Origin of the sequence: Pseudomonas sp. S07E 245 (genome assembly GCF_019599025.1) — a bacterium.
GTDB lineage: Bacteria > Pseudomonadota > Gammaproteobacteria > Pseudomonadales > Pseudomonadaceae > Aquipseudomonas > Aquipseudomonas shirazensis.
Genome location: NZ_CP080625.1, coordinates 1,720,399 through 1,737,941, shown reverse-complemented (window position 1 = coordinate 1,737,941; position 17,543 = coordinate 1,720,399). Strand labels below are relative to the sequence as shown.

Here is a 17,543-nt window from a genome sequence, read left to right as displayed (position 1 = left end):
AGCACGTGGGTGGTTCAGCGCTGGCAGGCATGCTAAAAGTCAGACTGATCATTTATAAATTGAATCCTCTGATGTCTATCAGCGTTAAATCGAATAGGGCGTTGTTCGATCTCGACTTGTTGCGGGCGATCGTTGTGGTGGCCGATTGCGGCAGCTTCACAACTGCCGCAGCCCGCTTGCACTCGACTCAATCGACCATCAGTCAAAAAGTCAGGCGGCTGGAAGAAATGGTCGGCCATCGCCTGCTGGTGCGGGGCAATCGTGATGTGTTGCCTACCGATGCCGGGCAGACCTTGCTTGGCTATGCCAGGCACATGCTGGCGCTCAACGATCAGATGCTCGAAGCCCTGGCCGGCGCGATGGTCGGCACTACGGTGCGGCTTGGGGTGCCGGAGGATTTCGTCGGCGGGCGCACGACCAATGCGCTGTCTGACTTCAGCCGGCGCCATCCGCAGGTCAAACTCGAGGTGACCAGCGGGCTTTGTCGCGACCTTAGCCAAGCCTACGACAATGGTGAGCTGGACCTGGTGCTGCTCAAACAGCGGCGCAACAGCCGCGAAGGGGTGGCCTGCTGGCCCGAGCGCCTGCAGTGGATCGATAGTGCGCGGCTGCCGGCGTTCGAACTCGATCCAATTCCTCTTGTGACCTTCCCCCCGCGTGGGCTGTACCGCGATGACATGATCAACGCCATCGAAGGCATGGGCCGGCGCTGGCGCATCAGCTTCACCAGCTCCAGCCTGAGCGGGATTCAAGCGGCGGTTGCCGATGGGATGGGTGTGAGCCTGCTGCCGCCGCGGGCTGCGACGGCTGAACACCGCGTACTGGGTAGCGAGCACGGTTTGCCGGAGGTCGACAGCTACGAGATTGTCATAGTGCACAGGCCAACTGCCGAGCAGATGGTGCGCTCGTTGGCGCAGGTGCTGACAGAGCTTCTGATGGTCCATGCCATCTGACAGGCACGCAGATTGTCCTGTCAGCGAGACAATCAGTGCTGTTTACACCGTCTATTGCTCGATTATCACCGCAGGTAAGCTTGTACCCGGTCAAAAAGGAGACCTCTCATGAAAGACATTCTGGGCGTTCATCAAGCCCCTGCCGGGCACTGGGTGGGCGATGGTTTTCCGGTGCGCAGCCTGTTTACTTATGACCAACTGGCTCGGCATATCAGTCCGTTTCTGCTGCTGGACTACGCCGGCCCGCACGATTTTGCGCCCACCACCGCTCGGCGCGGCGTTGGCGAACACCCGCACCGCGGCTTTGAGACCGTGACCATCGTCTACCAGGGCGAAGTCGAGCATCGCGACTCCACGGGCGCCGGCGGTTTGATCGGGCCGGGGGATGTGCAGTGGATGACCGCTGCCGATGGCATCATCCATGAAGAATTCCATTCGCCAGCGTTTGCCCGCAGCGGCGGAGCACTGGAGATGGTGCAGTTGTGGGTCAATCTGCCGGCGCGGGACAAGCGTGCCCCGGCGGGTTACCAGACACTGCTGGCAGCGAATATTCCGGTTGTGCCGCTGGCAGACCAGTGCGGCAGCCTGCGAGTCATTGCCGGCGAGTTCGAGGGCGCCGCGGGCCCGGCGCGCACATTCACCGCGATGGATGTCTGGGATGTCCGCCTCAACGCCGGCGCAACGCTGCAACTGCCGGTCGCCACTGGGCGCAACGCCGCCATAGTCGTGCTGCGCGGCAGCGTAACGGTCAATGGTAACCGCGCAGCCGGCCCGGCCAGTTTGGTGCTGCTTGACCGAGCCGGCGCGGGGGTCCACCTCGAGGCGCAGGCGGGTGCGGTCCTGCTGCTGCTCAGCGGTGAACCGATCGACGAGCCAATCGTTGGCTATGGGCCTTTTGTGATGAATAGCCAGGCGCAGATTGCCGAGGCGTTGGATGACTTTCAAGCGGGTCGATTTGGACGTATGGGTGGTATGCATGGCGCCGCCCACTGAGCGGCAGGCATAGGCGGACCGCCCGTCGCGCGAGGGCGATGGCAGATCGAACGGTCGTCATGGCTCGGCGATCTTCCACTAAGGTGCTAGTGGGTGGCTGGGCAGTGGATGTTCTGGCGAATGGACCGCCGCTTGAAATTGAGCAACCTCAGCTGACGCCTCGCCCTTGACGGTGCACTCAAAGACAAAAGGCCATCCCATGAAGAGGGTCGTACCATGTCGTTGATAGGTGTTTCAATGTTGGAAATGCGGCAAATCATCGAACAGGCCTGCCTGCCTGATCGGTGCGAGGTCAGTTGCCCTGATGGTGCCAGCCTGACCATCCGGCTGGGCGAGGGCCAAAGCTTGAAGCACTGCGTAACCCTGACTGATGTGCCGATCGACAGCCTTAACAGTTGCCGCGATCTGGTGGGTTTGGTTGCAGAGCTGCGCGCTCAGCAACGTCAGGCACAGCAGCCGGTTGCAGCCAAGCGGATCGCCTGACAGCGAGTCGTCGATGTGTGCTGCGGCGCCGATCGCGGCAAAGGGCCGCAGCTAAGCGGCCCCGTTGTGCTGACTCAGCGCTGCGGATTGAGTGTCAGGTGCACATGACGGTTGACATCCTTGTACAGCAGATAGCTGAACGGACCCGGGCCGCCGGCATAGCAAGCTTGCGGGCAGAACGCGCGCAGCCACATGAAATCGCCAGCTTCAACTTCAACCCAATCCTGATTCAGGCGATACACGGCTTTGCCTTCCAACACGTAAAGACCGTGCTCCATCACATGCGTCTCGGCGAACGGAATCACGCCGCCGGGCTGGAAGGTGACGATGTTGACGTGCATGTCATGGCGCATATCGGCCATGTCGACAAAGCGCGTTGTGACCCAGCCACCGTTGGTGCCCGGCATCTCGATCTTGGTCGCATTGTCGCGGTGGGTGACGAACGCTTCTGGAATATCCAGGCCTTCGACGCGCTGGTAATGCTTGCGCAGCCAATGGAAGGTGACGTTGGCCTTGCTGTGGTTACGCAGGCTCCACTCGGCGCCTGGTGGAATGAACGCATAACCGCCAGGAGCCAGGGTGTGATGCTTGCCCTGCAGGGTGATGTCGATCTCACCCTCGACCACGAACACTACCGCTTCGGCGTTCGGGTCCAGCTCTGGACGCTCACTGCCGCCTTCCGGAGCGACTTCAACGATGTACTGCGAGAAGGTCTCGGCAAAGCCGCTCAGAGGGCGAGCGATAACCCACATGCGCATCTTGTCCCAGAACGGCAGGTGGCTGGTGACGATGTCACGCATCACGCCTTTGGGGATAACGGCATAGGCTTCGGTGAACATGGCACGGTCAGTCAGCAGCTCGGTTTGAGCGGGGTGCCCACCGTGAGGGGCGAAGTAGGAATGGTTCGACATGGACAGTCTCGACTTGTTGTTCTCTCCCCGTGCCGGAAACCGCACCGGCCGGTGCGCCGCAGGGGATGCACGGACAGGATAGGGTCCGTGCACAGCCATCCACAAATTAAATGTTGAAATACCCGCTATTCGATTAATGAATGCTCACCTTGCGCCCCGCGTGGTTCTCGGGCAAGCGATCACCTTGGCCGAACAGCTTGTGGCGCAATGTGCCTTCCGCGTAGGCCACAGGGTAGCGGTCGCGCCGTTGTAGCTCTGGAATCAGCAGCTCGACGACATTGCTCAAATCATCCGGTTGTACGGCGTAAGTGAGGTTGAAACCATCGACACCGGTCTGGTCGAGCCAGCGCTCCAGTTGGTCGGCAACCTCGCTGGCGGAGCCGATCAAGACTGGGCCGCGGCCGCCAAGGCCGATGAATTCGGCGGCTTCGCGCACCGTCCACTGCCGGCCTGGGTCGGCCGCCGTAAAGGCGGCCAGGGCTGCGCGGCCAGCATCATTCTCGACATATTCAATCAGCGCATCCGGATCGAGGCCGGCGAAGTCGATGCCGGTCCAGCCGGACAGCAGCGCCAGCGCGGCGTCAAGATCCACATAACTGCGGTATTCGGCAAAGCGCGCCTGCGCCTGCTCACGGCTGTCCGCGACGATCAACAGCGCCTGCGCGTAAATCAGCACCTCGTCAGGGCCGCGTCCCGCCGCGGCGCTGGCCTGGCGCACGCCGTCAGCATAGCGGCGCAGCACCGTCGGCGTCGGTCCGCTGATGAATACGCACTCGGCGTGCTCCGCAGCGAAGGCCTGACCGCGCGCGGAGGCGCCGGCCTGGAACAGCACAGGCGTGCGCTGCGGCGAAGGTTGGCACAGGTGCATCCCGGGGACCTGGAAATGGTCGCCGTGATGGCCAATCGGATGGACCCGCGAGGGTTCAATGTAGCGGCCCGATTCGCGGTCCAGCAGTACGGCATCGTCATCCCAGCTTTTTTCCCAGAGCTTGTACAGCACCTGCAGGTATTCATCGGCCAGGTCGTAGCGCTGGTCATGGCCCAACTGCCGAGCCAGGCCAAGATTGCGTGCGGCGCTGTCCAGGTAGCCGGTGACGATATTCCAGCCGACCCGGCCATTACTCAGGTGGTCCAGGGTCGACATGCGGCGGGCGAACGGGTACGGGTGCTCGTAGGTCAGCGAGAAGGTCACGCCGAAGCCCAGATGCTCGGTGACCCCGGCCATGGCCGGGACCAGCAGCAGGGGATCGTTGACCGGGACCTGCACGCCCCCACGCAAGGCCGCTTCGGGCCCGCCTTGGTAGACGTCGTAGATGCCCATGACATCGGCAATGAACAGCGCGTCGAACAGGCCACGTTCAAGCAGACGAGCCAGGTCAGTCCAGTAATCCAGCCGGTTGAACGCCCCGCTGGTATTGCGCGGATGGCGCCACAGCCCGGGGGACTGATGACTGGCGGCGTTCATGCTGAAGGCGTTGAAGCGAATCGGGCGGGGCATGCGAGGCGTTCCTTGGCGTCAGGGCAGGACGGCGGTCGGGTACACCGCGTCAGCCACGGTCAACCTGTGTGGGATCAGACCCAGGCCCTGGAAGGTGTCGGCCAGTTTTTGCTGTTCGGCAACGATTGCCGGGGTAATCGGCACGGCGTTGTAATTGCGGCGCTCGCTGGCCACTTCCAGCACCTCAGCCTTGATCCCTAGTTGCGGTGCCAGCAGGCTGGCAACTTCCGCTGGCTTGGCATTGGCCCACTGGCTGACTTTGGCCAGCTCGCTGAAGAAGGTCTTCAGCCATTCGCGGTGCTGGTCGGCAAAGCTCGCGGTGGAGAGGTAGAAGGTCCGGTTGTTGGTCAGGCCGCTGCCGTCGCGCAGGTTTTTCAAGCCCGGTTGCTGCTCGGCTGCTGCCAGGAACGGGTCCCACAGCGTCGAAGCCTGCACGCTACCCGACTGTAGGGCGGCGACGGCATCGGCGGCGTTGTTGACGTATGCCGGGGTAATGTCCTGATAGCTCAAGCCAGCTTGCTGCAACGCGACGGCCAGCAGGTATTGGGCATTCCAGCCGCGGCCAGTGGCAACTCGCTTGCCCTTGAGCTCCTGCACGCTGGTGATGTGATCCTGTTCGCGTACCACCAGGCCAATCCCGCGCGGGTAGGGCTGTTCAGCCGCCAGATAGACCACAGGCTTGCCAGCGGCCTGGGCGAACACCGACGGTGCATCAGCGGCGTGACCCAGGTCGATCGCACCGGTGCTCAGCGCTTCTAGCAGTTGCGGGCCGGCGGCGAATTCGTGCCAGCTGACTTTCACGCCCTGTGCAGCGAGCGCCTTTTCCAAGGCGCCCGTGCCCTTGAGGATGTTTACGCTGTTGAATTTCTGGTAGCCGATGCGCAAGGTCTTGGCATCGTCGGCTATGGCTTGTGACCAAGGCAGTATGGAGCTGACGACACTGGCCAGCAGGCCGCCGACCAATAGGCGGCGAAGAGGAGAAAAGGCACGGTTGGACAAGGCGGGTGCTCCTGAGCGAAGGCTGGAATGTGGGCTCCAGCGTAAGGGAGGCGGCTCAGGGCTTTCAATTTTTTTATTCCATTTGGTTAGATTGTTTTGTTATTTTTATATCCTTTTGTGTTTGCGGGGTTTCAGCGTTATTCCTTGTGTTTCAGCTCTGCGACCAGCAGTAGCGATTGCGGCACGGGGCTTTGTGGATGCTGCGGTTCCTGCAATTGGAGGAGGGTTAGTCCGGCCATGTCCAACGCCGCGAGCCAGCTTGTCAACGTGCGCATGTACCACGGCATCGGCTTCCAATCACCCTCGAACCCAGCGAAGGATTCTTCACGCCAGCCATCTTGATAATCACCGTCGGCGGCGCTCCATGGATGTAGCGACTGGATCACCAGGACGCCGCCCGGAGCCAGTAAGGTGGTCATCGCGCTCAGCAGCGGGATGATGTCCTGATGAAACAGTGCGAAGTTGGCGCAAATCGCGTCGTAGCATTTGCCGAGTCCCACATCGCCGCTGGCGAGTTGTTCGTAGCTGCAGTGGTGGACGGGTGCTGAGCCGGCTGCGCGTGCTGCCTCGACCAGGGTTGAGTCGCCATCCACGCCTACGGCTTCGATACCCCGAGCAGTGAGGGCGCGCAACAGCCATCCCTCACCGCAGCCGAGGTCGAGAACCCGCTGTGGCTGGCGTGACAGGATGGCCAGCAGGATCGCTTGATCGGTGACCTGGCGGCGGCTTTCGATACTGCCACTGCGCACGGCTTCGATCCAGGCGTGGGCGTTGTCATGCCAGCTTTGCTGGAGGCGGGTTTCAGGGGCAGGGGAGGACATGGCTGGCTCCGGCAGTGACAGATAGGTACAAGCTTAGGCGGTGCACTGGGCCCAGTGACATCGATACTTCAGCCGACCAGCCAGCCGCTGTTGCCCTCGATCAGCGTGCCGCCATGGTCAGTGGTGTCCCCAAGTCGGGCCACGGCCTTGCCTGCGATGGCGTAACTTGGCGAGCCGCTTTCAATGACGGCGCCGCAGCTTATGCGGTCGCCAACACAAGCAACCTCGCGCCCGCCGACCATTGTCGCAGAAGTGCCCGAGACCACTTCGCCGATGCCGTGAATTGGGCAGTCATGTTTGTGGCCGATCAGCACAATGGGTTTCATCGGTGGAGGACTCCTTGGCTGTAGTGGACTGGTTGCCGGGCTTGGCTCGCCTACGGGTAGCGCGTGGTTTTTTCGCCGGCCGCTGGCCCGGGCGAATGGCCCACAGATGGGCGTTCGCACGCAGGCGCTCCTGGATATGAGGCGGCCTGTCGGCCAAAGTGGTTAGCGGCGGGATGGGTTTACCAGGCAGTCCTGCTTCGCGGATGATTTTTGGCCAGCGCGGTTTCCAGCACAGCAGCAGGCTTAGCCAGTGGCCTAGGCCGATGATGAGGAACGCGGGCGAGATAAGAACGAGGCCTAACTTGATGATCGGCGACGAATTCCAGAAGTAGTGGGTAAGGCCCTCGAACTGCGGAGTGAATGCCTGCCATGGCCAAGGGAAGTGTGAAGTGATGCGTGGGCGGGGTAGGCCCTCGGGGCCTTCTTCCATGAAGCGGCGGATGAATTCCCATTCGGCCTGGATTTCATGAGGGTTTGTGGAAACTTTACCGATCCATACAATTTCCGGATATAACATCTTGGTAGCTTGGGATGACCAGAAGAGAAAAAGTGTGAGAGCTCCACCGTTGCCGCCTGGTGCACCCGATGAAGTGATTCCGTGCCATGGTAGGGTCACCACTCCACCGCAGTATGAAGGACGGTGTAGGTGGACCTGGCCGGTAAGTCTGTTGAATCGAACCAGTAGGTGCCGCGAGGTGAACATTTCCAAGCGCGTGATTTTAAGCCCATATTTAAGATATGCTGCTGCATAGCAGGAGGTTAGTGCAAAGAAGAATATGGCAAGAAATAAGGTGTCAGGTGCAATGCTGCTGTCAGTATCGGCGATACTAGAGATTAGCTCGGAAAAGTAGTGCGCTGTGGCCACTGTGCCGATTGATATAAGGCTGAGAACCATCGCTGATAGCATGCTTATGAGTCCGCGTTTATCTTCCGAGGCTCCTGCTCGCACCTCCAATATGTGGTTTGAGAGAGTGTAGACAGGGCCTCTAATTCTCGGCTTGTCGCTGGCTTGTTGCTGTGCTGCTTTAACATCCCTTGCTTCATCAGACTCGTACACCACTGGCAGGCTAGGGGTTTTACAATTCTTGGCTCCAGTAGAGCGCGTCTGATCTATCACAAGCTCCCAGGCCTGCCACTCAATAAGATACATTACATACCCTCGTGTGCGATGGTGAGTAGCCCCGCCAATTCGTCCAGATCGGTGTCGTAACCTTCATTTGCTATATCGATCCTGAAGCAGCATTTACTGCACCATTTCTCGAGAGCATTGTCATCAATGATCATGATTAGCACTGTCGTTGCAAGAACAGTCCACCCACTGACGAGTATTATTCTGCTCAGAAGCAGGGTTGCGGCTCTGTTGGCAGCAAGTCGAGCTGAAAGTCCCGCTACGGTTTGCAAGGACGCTCTTTCCACTCCTGCGTTTCGGAGTGCAAGCCATTTAAATAAAGGCCCGGCATGTGCAAATGCAGTTCCTGCCTGCGCTAAGACTAAGGCGGAAGTCGCAGCTGCTCTTATTGAGTAAGCACCGGTTAAACTTACTCGTCTACTTACAGAGGGTATCGCACTTTTACTCGCGTTGATCGCATCCATTACGTCTAAGACTGCGCTCACCAGTCCGCCAGCCCCAGCCAAGCCTGCACCCCATAAACGATACCGTCCCAGGCTGATACTCGCTCCCCTCGCCGAGGCAGTCTTCCTTTCAAGAGATGCCAGTGCTTGCTCTGTCCCCACCGCCAACAACTCCATCCCCGCCGCCGCGCTCGTCAACGCCCCCGCAGCCACCTCGCTCCAGAACCGTCGATCCTTATCTTCTCGCCTGCCTTGCAGCAGCAACAGACTCGCTTCCAGCAACAGCAGCGCGCTGCTGACCCGCAGCCGGTAGGAGCTGTTGCTGTGCGCACCGTTCAGGCTGTCGGCATAGGCCTGATCAAGCCGACGCACAATCGGTGCGGCAACGCGGCCCGGTGAGGGGGTATGGCCGGCTTGGGCGTGTTCGGCCATGCGCAAGTTGAGTGCTTGCTCACCCAGCGAAGCAGTAAGGAGAGTTACCAGACGCCGATGCAGTGCTCGGTCTACAGCGTTGGGCGCACCGGCGCTCAGGGCTTCACGCCCTAAATGACCAATCCAGGCCAGTGCGCCGGCAGTATTGACGTGGCCATGTTGGGCTAACTGCTCCAAATGGCCGTCGATTGCGCTGAATTGCGCCGCCAGTGCCTTGGCTTGTTGCAGTGCGGTTTCCAGTTTTTGCCAGTCGTCCGCTGGCCCGTGGAGAATGCGCATATCGCTTTGGGTCTTTGCCAGTACCTCGGCAACTGATTTCTGATTGAACACATAAGCGCGCATGGCCAAGTTACTCGCTTCAACTTCGCCGCTCTGCCACCAGCGGCTGAGCAATTGCGCGCCTTTGACGGTGCCTTCCATACCCAGCACGCAGAGGCCGGTCTGGTGTGCAAAGCACAGACCGCTGGTGAGGTCTTCCTGGTCATAGAGATCCAGTGCTGCAAGCAGTCGCGGATGCTGCAGCCACATCAGGTGGTCGCCTGCCCGGGCATCAGCCTGGCGTTGCGCTTCGCGGCTGACGGTCTCGAACCAGCCCAGCTGAACGTGCATGGCGGGCAGATCGACCCTTGGCAAGTAGCGCTCTTCGAAAGCCTTGGCAAACTCGCCAGTGGCAGCACGCGCTTCGAGATCCTTGCGCTTGAACTGTGCATCAACTTCAAGAATGCATTCGCGTGTGTGCGCCCACCATTCGCGGGTTGGACCGGGCGGCAGGCTTTGTTCGCCATCTGTCAGGTACTCACGCAGACTCTGCGTGTGGCGGCTCAGCAGCGCGCCGACCTTGCGCTCACTGAACTCGGCGTGCAGTTGAGTGAACGCTTGTGCCACCAGCACCTTGCGCTCGTTGCTGATCCCCGGCTGCTCTGGTTCAGCGCCGGGGGTGGTGGTTTCCAGCCAGCCTTTGAGGTGTTCCAGGCCCGCGTTGCGCCAGGCATTGAGATCCTGGGTAATGCCGATCGCGTCTTCCACCACGATGGCGATACCTCGCGGCGTATCGCTGTTCGGCTTTGGCTTGAGCATCTGCCGAGAGGCCACCAGCGACATGATCTTCGGCGTCGAAGACAGCTGTGCGTCAAGCATCTTGCGCAGGTCTGGATCGTTCTCTGCGGCGAAATCGGCCACTAGGTCGAGTTGACCGTAAGTCAGCACATGGGATTCAGGGACTGAGCAGGAGGGGACGGCATACTTGGCCACGTTCACAGCCGGCACGCTGGAAGCCTGGTGGAACAGGCGCATCAGCGTAGCTCTGCTCAGTGGGTCAGGGCTGTAGAACAGCCGCAGCCCGATCAGGTCATCGACATCGTGGATAGTCAGAGCCCATGCCAGGTTGCGCATCACGTCCTGCGCCGTCAGCGAGGCCGGCGGGGCTTGCCAGGGGTCATCGAAGCTGGTGATGGCCAGTGAGCCATCTGCCGAAATGCGGAACGGGTCAAGAAATAACAACCTGTTGCCGATTCGGCGAGCTTCCATGACGTAAAGGAATCCTTCACGCAGTGGCCGTATCGCGTAGGCAGCCTGAGTCAATGCGCCAGCCTGATGCGCGTGATGCAGGTTGTCTGGCAATTGCGGCAGGCGCTCGCGCAAGCCGGAGTTGCCGCCGACGGCGGCGTAGCGCAGCGGCAGAATGGTGAAGCTGCGGGTGCAGCTGACTGCAGGGCCTGCGGCTAACGGTACGCTGAGGGCCTCGCAGGCAGCCCGGTTAATAGCGAAGAGCTTGTCCATGCTGATCATGGTGGTGTCCTTATCGAGGCTGGCAGGAGAGGGGCGCTTGCAGGGCGTCTGCCAGCGGGCGTTTGAGCTCGCTTGCTTCGGCAACGGCCTGCGTCCATGCGGCCGACTCAGCCAGCGCATCGCCGTTGAGGGTCATCATGGTCACGTAGCTGATCAGGTCCTGCTGGCGGCTCAGGCCAGCTTTGCGAGCTGCACTCAAATGCGCGCGAGCAATGCCTAGGCGAATGGTGTGGCATTGGCCGGTCATGCCCGCAGCTGCCATCGCGGTGCCGATGGCGTCGGCCAAGGTGTATTCCAGCGGGTCGCCGGTCAGCGCCTGCCAGCACGCGGAGTCCAGCTCGAAGGCGTTGTCTTGGCTGATCGGCGCGCGATCCTCTCCATCGAGGCATACCCAGCGCTCGCGACCTGGGTCAGGTACCGGTAGCCATATTTTATGGACAGGCGCGAGCCACTCGCGTACCGCCGGCAAGTCGCGCCGTGCATGCAGAGCCTGGAGACTACGTGCGATGTGCCAACGCAGCAGGTAGCTATTGCCATCAGGCGCGACCGTGCGATTGGCCTGGCTCAGGTGCACGAGCAGTTCTGGCGGCGGCATCGCACTGACGATCCACGCGCAGATGCCCTCTTTGCCGTAGTGTTCGACATCCCAGTAGTTGCCCCACTGACCGTCCAGGCCATAGTCGGGCGCTGGAGTGATCAACCGTGGTCCAAGCGCCTGCAGGTTGGCGAATTCGGGCTGCTGAAGTAATGGCAGCGCGTATTCCTTGATACGGCGCAGCAGTTCGCTGCGATCTCGCTCGCTCAAGCGGCTTATCTCGACGATGCCAGTCAGGCGGTAACGCGGGTTGCGCAGTACTTCGACGATCTCGTTTCCAAGATTGGTGGCCGTTGTGGTCATGCGTTGACCCCTTCGAGGCGGACAACACTGCGCCCCTCTTGAATCGCTTTGAGCAGGCAACTCAGGCAGACAGGCTCACCCGGCTCAGGCTTGCCGCTGATGCTGAAGGCGTAGGAACTCCCCTCAGGTGCTTGACCGATAGGGCCTTTGAAATTTATCGCGACACCGTCGAGGGTTATCCCGGAAGCATCCAAGCGTAACGTACCGCCCGGCGATTTGATCGAGAAGCTGCCAGCGACCTCGATCTCGAAGTCCTGGGTCTGGTAGCGAATCGCTTGGCCGGCTTTCAGGTCGACGTGGCCAGCGACCTGTTGTTCGAGGTGCCCGCCGATATCGACGGTGTGGTTGGCAGTTGTGCTGTCGCGGCGGTGGTTGCCGACCTGCTCGATGCGGTCCTGAGTGATAGTGATGTTGTGGTGGCGGCCGATTTCGAGGACGTCATCGCGACCAGTTTGATGCTGACGATCCTGACCAATCGACACCTTTTCATCATTGCCGATCGACTCTGTGCGGTCATGGCCGACGTTGAGGGTTTCATCACGCTCGACTTGCTCGGCGCGATCATTGCCGACTTGAGTGGTTTCGTTGTGCCGGACCACGTTGTTCTGGTCTTTCTGGGCGTGAATGAACACCTCTTGTCGGTCCAGCTCATCCTCGAAGCGCAGCTCATTGAAGCCTTGCCCTTTGTGGGTCTGGCTTTTGATGGTCATACGGGTTTTGTGCTGCGGCAAATCATAGGGCGGCAGCTGGTTGGCGCAGTAGGTGCGGCCGGTAATCAATGGCTGATCGGGATCGGCATTGACGTATTGAACGATCACTTCCTGGCCGATTCGCGGTATGGCCATCGACCCCCAACTACCGCCTGCCCAGCCCTGGGCGACGCGGATCCAGCACGAGCTGAACTGGTTGTCCTTGCTTTCTCGGTCCCACGGAAAGCTGACCTTGACCCGCCCCCACTGGTCGCAATAAATCTCTTCCTCGGGCGGCCCGACCACCGTCGCCATGTGCGGCCCGTCAATCCGCGGCCTGGCCAACAATGCGGGCTTCCAGTCGATGCGGCCCGGTACCAGCTCAGCATGCTGGACATAGTGTGTGCCCTGGTCGGCATCCGCCGCCTCTTCCTGCAGACTGGTGAACTGGCTGCCGACGTGACGCACGCTGATCACCCGCCAGTGGGCGTTGAAGTCCTCACGGGGATGATCGATCAGATTGAAGCTCAGCCCAGGTTGCAGACGAACATCGTCGCCTTCCACTTCAGCCAGGCGCACCGCGTGGCGGCGTGCGGTCAGCCGCGTCTGGGTGAACGGCTTGCCAACCACATCAAGGTTATAGCGGCCGGGATAGTCGAAGCGTTCGTACTTGTTGCAGGGCAGCTTCCACTGGCTGGCAACCACCCCGTGTTGTTGGCGGTAGGCTGGCCGCAGGAAGGTATAGTCGCGCTGCTGCTGGTGGGTGGTTGCCACCTGCTCGCAATAGCGAAGCCTGCGCAGGCAAGGGCCGGCGGGATCGCCGCCACTGTTGGAGTGATACAGCACGCTGAGCGGATCGGCAGTGTCATCATCGGCATAGCTGCGTAGATCGTCTGCGGGCTTGATGACGCTTCTGTTGATCTGCCCGAGGCTCATCACCCGGTCGGTCACGCGCAGGGTGTGGGCAGTAGCGCTGTGGTCAAAGCTGTAGATGTAGCCTTCTTCTGCAGCCAGACGTGCAATGAAGTCGAGGTCGGTTTCGCCGGCTTGCACGCAAAACTCGCGGACCTGGTGGTCGCACGTGGTGCTGAATTCGATCTGGGTCAGGCCTTGGCGCTTGAACATGACCTCGAGGATCTGCGCTGCGCTCTGCTGCTGGAAGATTCGCCAGTTGGAGCGCAGGCGTGCGCGTGCCAGTTGTGGTTCGATGACAGCTTGATAGCGGGTGCGATAGAAACCACTTTCGCCCTGGCTAAGGCTGCTGATCAAACCATGCACGTAGCGTACTGGCTGCTGGTCGCGGCAAATGGTGAACAGCGCTGGCTTGTCAATCAGCTCGGCGAAATCGACATCAGCTCGGTAGCTGATCAGCTCCAGCGTGAGCTTGAAAGGCGTGCTGAGGGTTTCTTCGAGGGTGAACGACACCACTTCGAACGGCGTGCGGCTGGCCAGAGGCTCGAAGCGGAAGCTCAGGTCGGATTGGCTGGGCATGGGACGTCCTTTTCAGCGTCTGCAAGCGTCGCCGATAGGGCCGATGAGTTGCCGACGGGGCTGGGGCGGGGCCGCTGTTTTCACGGCTTTGATTGCCTGCCAACCATACCGGGGTAGGGCTTTTGAGGGACCTATCCGGCTTCTGAGAAGGGCGTAGGAAAATTCGCTATCGAGGGTGAAAGGCTACCCGGCTGGCTACCTAGGCCCGACGCGTCGGCAGCAACGCCAACGTAACCCCACCGAGCACCACCAGCGAAGTCAGGCCCAAGCGCCAGGTCAGTGGCTCGCCGAGCAACAACACCCCACCAAGCGCTGCCAGCACCGGCACACTCAACTGCATGGTCGCCGCCTGCTGCGAGCTGATGCACTTGACCACGCTATACCAGAGGCTGTAACCGGCACCGGAGGCCAGCACGCCGGATCCGAGCGCATACAGCACGCCTTCGCCGCTCCAGTGCAGCGATGCGCCGCTCAGCGCCATTGCCACAACAGCGCCAAGCACCAGCGGCAAGCTGCGCAGGAAGTTGCCTGCAGTTGCCGCCAGCGGGTCGGCTGACCCTTTGCCCAGCAGTGAATACGCGCCCCATGCAATGCCTGCGGTAAGCATGACCAACGCGCTGGCAAGCGGCGGTGCGTCGGTGCCGGGTAACAGCAATGCAAGCAGTCCGGCGAAGGCAATCAACATCCCTAGCAGCACCTTGCGCTGCAGCGGTTCGCCTCGACACATGCCGAAAGCGTACATGCTGATCTGTACTGCCCCGAACAGAATCAGCGCGCCGGTGCCTGCACCCAGTTGCAGGTAGGCGAGCGAGAACAGCCAGGCATAGGCGAACAGGGCCAGTCCTCCGGCCCAGCTGCCTGCCGGATTGCGAGGCCGCCGAGTGCAGTACACCAATGCGGCGAGCACTAGCGCGCCACTGCCGAGCCGGATCGCCGTGAAGGCGGTGGCATCAATGGCGCCGTCGCGCAGGGCCAGACGGCAGAATACCGAGTTGGCGGCAAACGCCAGCAAACTCAGAAGAATGGGCAGCAGCAGCGATCGGTGGGTTACCGGCACGCTGAACGTGGTCTTGTCGTGCATAAGCAACAGTGGCCTGAACGGCTTGGCGAGCAAGCCTGCGTCGGGTGGTCGTGGACGTAGTCTTGCCGGGCTTGAGCTGGACCGCAACGGTACTTTCGAGATGTATTGCTTCGTCAGGTGCACGAATCATCTGTGCCAGGCCTGATTGCTCGACGGCAGATGGATATCTAAGCTGCAACGGCATTCCACCAACCAGAGAAATTGGCCATGTCCGCACGAATCGTTCTGACCGACACCGGCACCACAGATGTACTGCAACTGGAGACTGTGCAACCGCAGCAGCCGGGGCCGGGTCAGGTCTGGCTTGAACAGACCGCCATCGGCGTCAACCCGCTCGACCTGCTGCAACGCAAAGGTGCTGCGCCGCTGGTGCTGCCAAGTGGCTTGGGGCTGGAGGGTGCAGGGCGGGTGACGGCTGTGGGCGAGGGCGTCGCCTCATTGCAGGTTGGCGATCGGGTTGCCTATGCCACCGGCCCGATTGGCAGCTACGCCAGTGGCCGCTTGTACCCGGCCGAGCGTCTGGTCAAGTTGCCGGCCTCGGTCAGTGATGAACAGGCCGCCGCAGTGTTGTTCAAGGGCATCACCGCACAGTACTTGATCAAGACTACCTATTCAGTAGGTCCCGGCACTCAGCTGCTGGTCTACGGTGCTGGTGGCGCGGTGGGCCAGTTGCTGGTGGCGTGGGCCAGGCACTTGGGGGCGACGGTGATTGGTGTTGTGTCCCGGCCTGAAAGTGTCGGTCGCGCACAGGAGGCAGGCTGCGCGCACGTGCTGGTATTTGATGCGGCGACCTTGGCCGCCCAAGTCAAGGAACTGACTGCGGGGCAGGGCGTGGACGTGGTGTATGACAGCATTGGTAAAGTGTCGCTGCAGGCCTCACTGGACAGTCTGCGAACGCGCGGGCTGCTGGTGTCGTTCGGGGCGACCTCGGGTGCCCCTGCGCCCATCGAGGTGAGCACGCTCAATGCCAAGGGCTCGCTGTACCTGACACGGCCATCGCTGGCCGCCCATACCCAGACTGCCGAGGAATATCAGCAGCGCGCGGCAGACGTGCTGGAGGCTGTCAGCCAAGGTATCATCTTGCCGCGTATCTGGCGCCGCTACCCGCTGGCTGATGTTGCCCAGGCTCATACGGACCTGGAGCAGGGCCGTTCCGAGGGGGCGCTGATACTGATCCCTTGACCTTGTTTGAGAGCCTGCCCATGGACGCCTTCGACAGCCGCCGCGCGGATGAACTGGCAAGCTTGCTGGCCTTGCACGAGCAAGGTTCATTCGCCGCTGCCGGGCGCCAGCTCGACCGCCACCCGTCGGTGCTGTCGCGGCGTTTGAGTGCGCTCGAACAGCGCCTGGGAATTCGTCTGGTTGAACGCACTACCCGCCAGTTGCGTTTCACCGATGAGGGCGAGCGACTGGTGCAGCGGCTGCGCCAGGCCAGTCGCTTGATCGATGAAGCCGAACAGGAAGCGGCCGAGGGCGCTGCGACCGTCCGGGGGCGTCTACGCCTGGCGCTGCCGGCGGCGATGGGCAGGCGCTGGCTGAGTGGGCTGCTGGCCGACTTCGTCCTGGCGCATCCGCAGGTAACGATGGAGGTCGAGTACTCAGACCGTTTTGTCGATCTGGTGGCTGAAGGTTTTGACGCGGCAATCCGTATCGGTGAGCTGGCGGACAGCCGGTTGGTGGCAAAAAAGCTCTGCGATCATCTGCGCATTCTGTGCGCATCGCCGGAGTACCTGGCCAAACATCCCACGCTTCAAGTCCCTGCTGACCTTGCCGAGCATAACTGCATGGGTTTCAGTGGCTTGCGCTCGTTTCCTGAATGGAATCTAACGGCCGGCGCGCGGCATGTAAGCGTCAAGGTCTCAGGTTCACTGCGCAGCAATGACAATGAAGCCTTGCTGGAGGCTGCCCGCCGGGGTGTCGGCATTATCGCTGGCGGCGACTGGTTGATGATCGAAGACCTGGCCGCCGGCAGGCTGGTACGCGTGCTGCCAGACTGGCAACTGGATGTCACGGCCGGAATCTACCTGGTACGGCCCTCGGCGCGATTGCACACTGCAGCCGTCGGCTCACTCAAGGACTGGCTGCAGCGCTCATTCCATTCAGGGCCACCATGGCGAATCAAGGCCTAGAATATTTATCAGAAAGTTCTTATAAGTTACTGATTTATGGCGTTATCGCTTGGCAATAGCGTGTTGCACGCATTGGTCATAATAGGTTTTCTTGATGGCCGCAGGCTTGAGTCGGGAGCGGCTGTTGTAGGTCTGTTCCGTGATCCCGAAGGCGGTCATGCGCATCCACGGTTTGGGGAACTTGCGCGCCTGCAGGCGCTTGCGCGTGGCGTACACGTTGACCCCGGAAAGCTTGGCTTGCTGCGCCTCAGCGGCAATCTGCGACCCCCAGCTACACACGTTGCGATCGTTCTGGCTCAAGGCTTTGGCCTGGGCTGTGATAGCGAAGGTCGCCAGCAGGCAGCCGGCCATGGTTGCTAGAAATACCCGCATGATGCTGTCCTAAGCTTCTGAAGGAAAACGAAGTTTGCCTTCGCTTTCGAGGTTTGGGGGCCAGCAATTTGCCGCCATCCAGCACGGACGCCGAGGTACGAAACAGG

General features: G+C 61.1%; 16 protein-coding genes. 5 read left to right on the top strand and 11 right to left on the bottom strand.

Annotated features, from left to right (window positions below):
• Positions 1-71: 71 nt before the first annotated feature.
• The 3 genes from K3F44_RS07765 to K3F44_RS07755 all read left to right on the top strand — a co-directional run bounded on the left by K3F44_RS07765 (position 72) and on the right by K3F44_RS07755 (position 2,429).
• Entirely contained in the window at positions 72-953 is an 882-nt protein-coding gene (locus tag K3F44_RS07765; protein WP_150569121.1) for a LysR substrate-binding domain-containing protein, read from the top strand.
• A 108-nt stretch (positions 954-1,061) separates the two neighbouring features.
• Complete coding sequence (locus K3F44_RS07760) at positions 1,062-1,946, top strand: pirin family protein (protein ID WP_220633710.1); 885 nt, start codon at positions 1,062-1,064, stop codon at positions 1,944-1,946.
• A gap of 216 nt (positions 1,947-2,162) precedes the next feature.
• Positions 2,163-2,429, top strand: a complete 267-nt coding sequence (locus K3F44_RS07755; RefSeq protein ID WP_101319784.1) for a DUF1652 domain-containing protein — start codon at positions 2,163-2,165, stop codon at positions 2,427-2,429.
• Between the two features lie 74 nt (positions 2,430-2,503).
• Here the strand turns inward: K3F44_RS07755 and K3F44_RS07750 are convergent, their stop codons facing one another.
• From K3F44_RS07750 to K3F44_RS07705, 10 genes are all read right to left on the bottom strand, one after another.
• Positions 2,504-3,340: a bifunctional allantoicase/(S)-ureidoglycine aminohydrolase gene (locus tag K3F44_RS07750; RefSeq protein WP_220633709.1), complete on the bottom strand. Its 837-nt coding sequence runs from the start codon at positions 3,338-3,340 to the stop codon at positions 2,504-2,506.
• Positions 3,341-3,473: 133 nt separating this feature from the next.
• Positions 3,474-4,838, bottom strand: a complete 1,365-nt coding sequence (locus K3F44_RS07745; protein WP_220633708.1) for an LLM class flavin-dependent oxidoreductase — start codon at positions 4,836-4,838, stop codon at positions 3,474-3,476.
• Positions 4,839-4,856: 18 nt separating this feature from the next.
• A complete protein-coding gene (locus K3F44_RS07740) occupies positions 4,857-5,837 on the bottom strand; it encodes an aliphatic sulfonate ABC transporter substrate-binding protein (protein ID WP_220633707.1) in 981 nt (326 codons plus the stop codon).
• A 137-nt stretch (positions 5,838-5,974) separates the two neighbouring features.
• Positions 5,975-6,658 (bottom strand): bifunctional 2-polyprenyl-6-hydroxyphenol methylase/3-demethylubiquinol 3-O-methyltransferase UbiG, encoded by a 684-nt coding sequence (locus K3F44_RS07735; RefSeq protein WP_220633706.1) that lies wholly within the window; start codon positions 6,656-6,658, stop codon positions 5,975-5,977.
• Positions 6,659-6,726: 68 nt separating this feature from the next.
• Positions 6,727-6,984, bottom strand: coding sequence for a PAAR domain-containing protein (locus K3F44_RS07730; RefSeq protein WP_220633705.1), 258 nt, complete (start codon positions 6,982-6,984; stop codon positions 6,727-6,729).
• The gene (locus tag K3F44_RS07725; RefSeq protein ID WP_220633704.1) at positions 6,950-8,134 is read right to left on the bottom strand and encodes a DUF6708 domain-containing protein; all 1,185 of its coding nucleotides are present in this window, start codon (positions 8,132-8,134) and stop codon (positions 6,950-6,952) included. The genes K3F44_RS07730 and K3F44_RS07725 overlap by 35 nt, the downstream gene beginning before the upstream one ends.
• Positions 8,134-10,776: a T6SS effector BTH_I2691 family protein gene (locus K3F44_RS07720; protein WP_220633703.1), complete on the bottom strand. Its 2,643-nt coding sequence runs from the start codon at positions 10,774-10,776 to the stop codon at positions 8,134-8,136. The genes K3F44_RS07725 and K3F44_RS07720 overlap by 1 nt, the downstream gene beginning before the upstream one ends.
• A 10-nt stretch (positions 10,777-10,786) precedes the next feature.
• Entirely contained in the window at positions 10,787-11,674 is an 888-nt protein-coding gene (locus K3F44_RS07715) for a DUF4123 domain-containing protein (RefSeq protein ID WP_220633702.1), read from the bottom strand.
• Complete coding sequence (locus K3F44_RS07710; RefSeq protein ID WP_220633701.1) at positions 11,671-13,854, bottom strand: type VI secretion system Vgr family protein; 2,184 nt, start codon at positions 13,852-13,854, stop codon at positions 11,671-11,673. The genes K3F44_RS07715 and K3F44_RS07710 overlap by 4 nt, the downstream gene beginning before the upstream one ends.
• Before the next feature lie 199 nt (positions 13,855-14,053).
• Positions 14,054-14,935, bottom strand: a complete 882-nt coding sequence (locus K3F44_RS07705) for a DMT family transporter (RefSeq protein ID WP_220633700.1) — start codon at positions 14,933-14,935, stop codon at positions 14,054-14,056.
• Positions 14,936-15,142: 207 nt separating this feature from the next.
• Between K3F44_RS07705 and K3F44_RS07700 the strand changes: the two genes are divergently transcribed.
• Together K3F44_RS07700 and K3F44_RS07695 are read left to right on the top strand one after the other, a co-directional pair.
• Entirely contained in the window at positions 15,143-16,117 is a 975-nt protein-coding gene (locus tag K3F44_RS07700; protein ID WP_220633699.1) for a quinone oxidoreductase, read from the top strand.
• Between the two features lie 20 nt (positions 16,118-16,137).
• Positions 16,138-17,064: a LysR family transcriptional regulator gene (locus K3F44_RS07695; RefSeq protein ID WP_188036072.1), complete on the top strand. Its 927-nt coding sequence runs from the start codon at positions 16,138-16,140 to the stop codon at positions 17,062-17,064.
• 42 nt (positions 17,065-17,106) lie between these two features.
• On the opposite strand, the gene K3F44_RS07690 is transcribed toward K3F44_RS07695, so the two are convergent.
• On the bottom strand, positions 17,107-17,436 hold the full coding sequence (locus tag K3F44_RS07690; protein WP_101319757.1) for a hypothetical protein: 330 nt from the start codon (positions 17,434-17,436) through the stop codon (positions 17,107-17,109).
• Positions 17,437-17,543 lie beyond the last annotated feature (107 nt).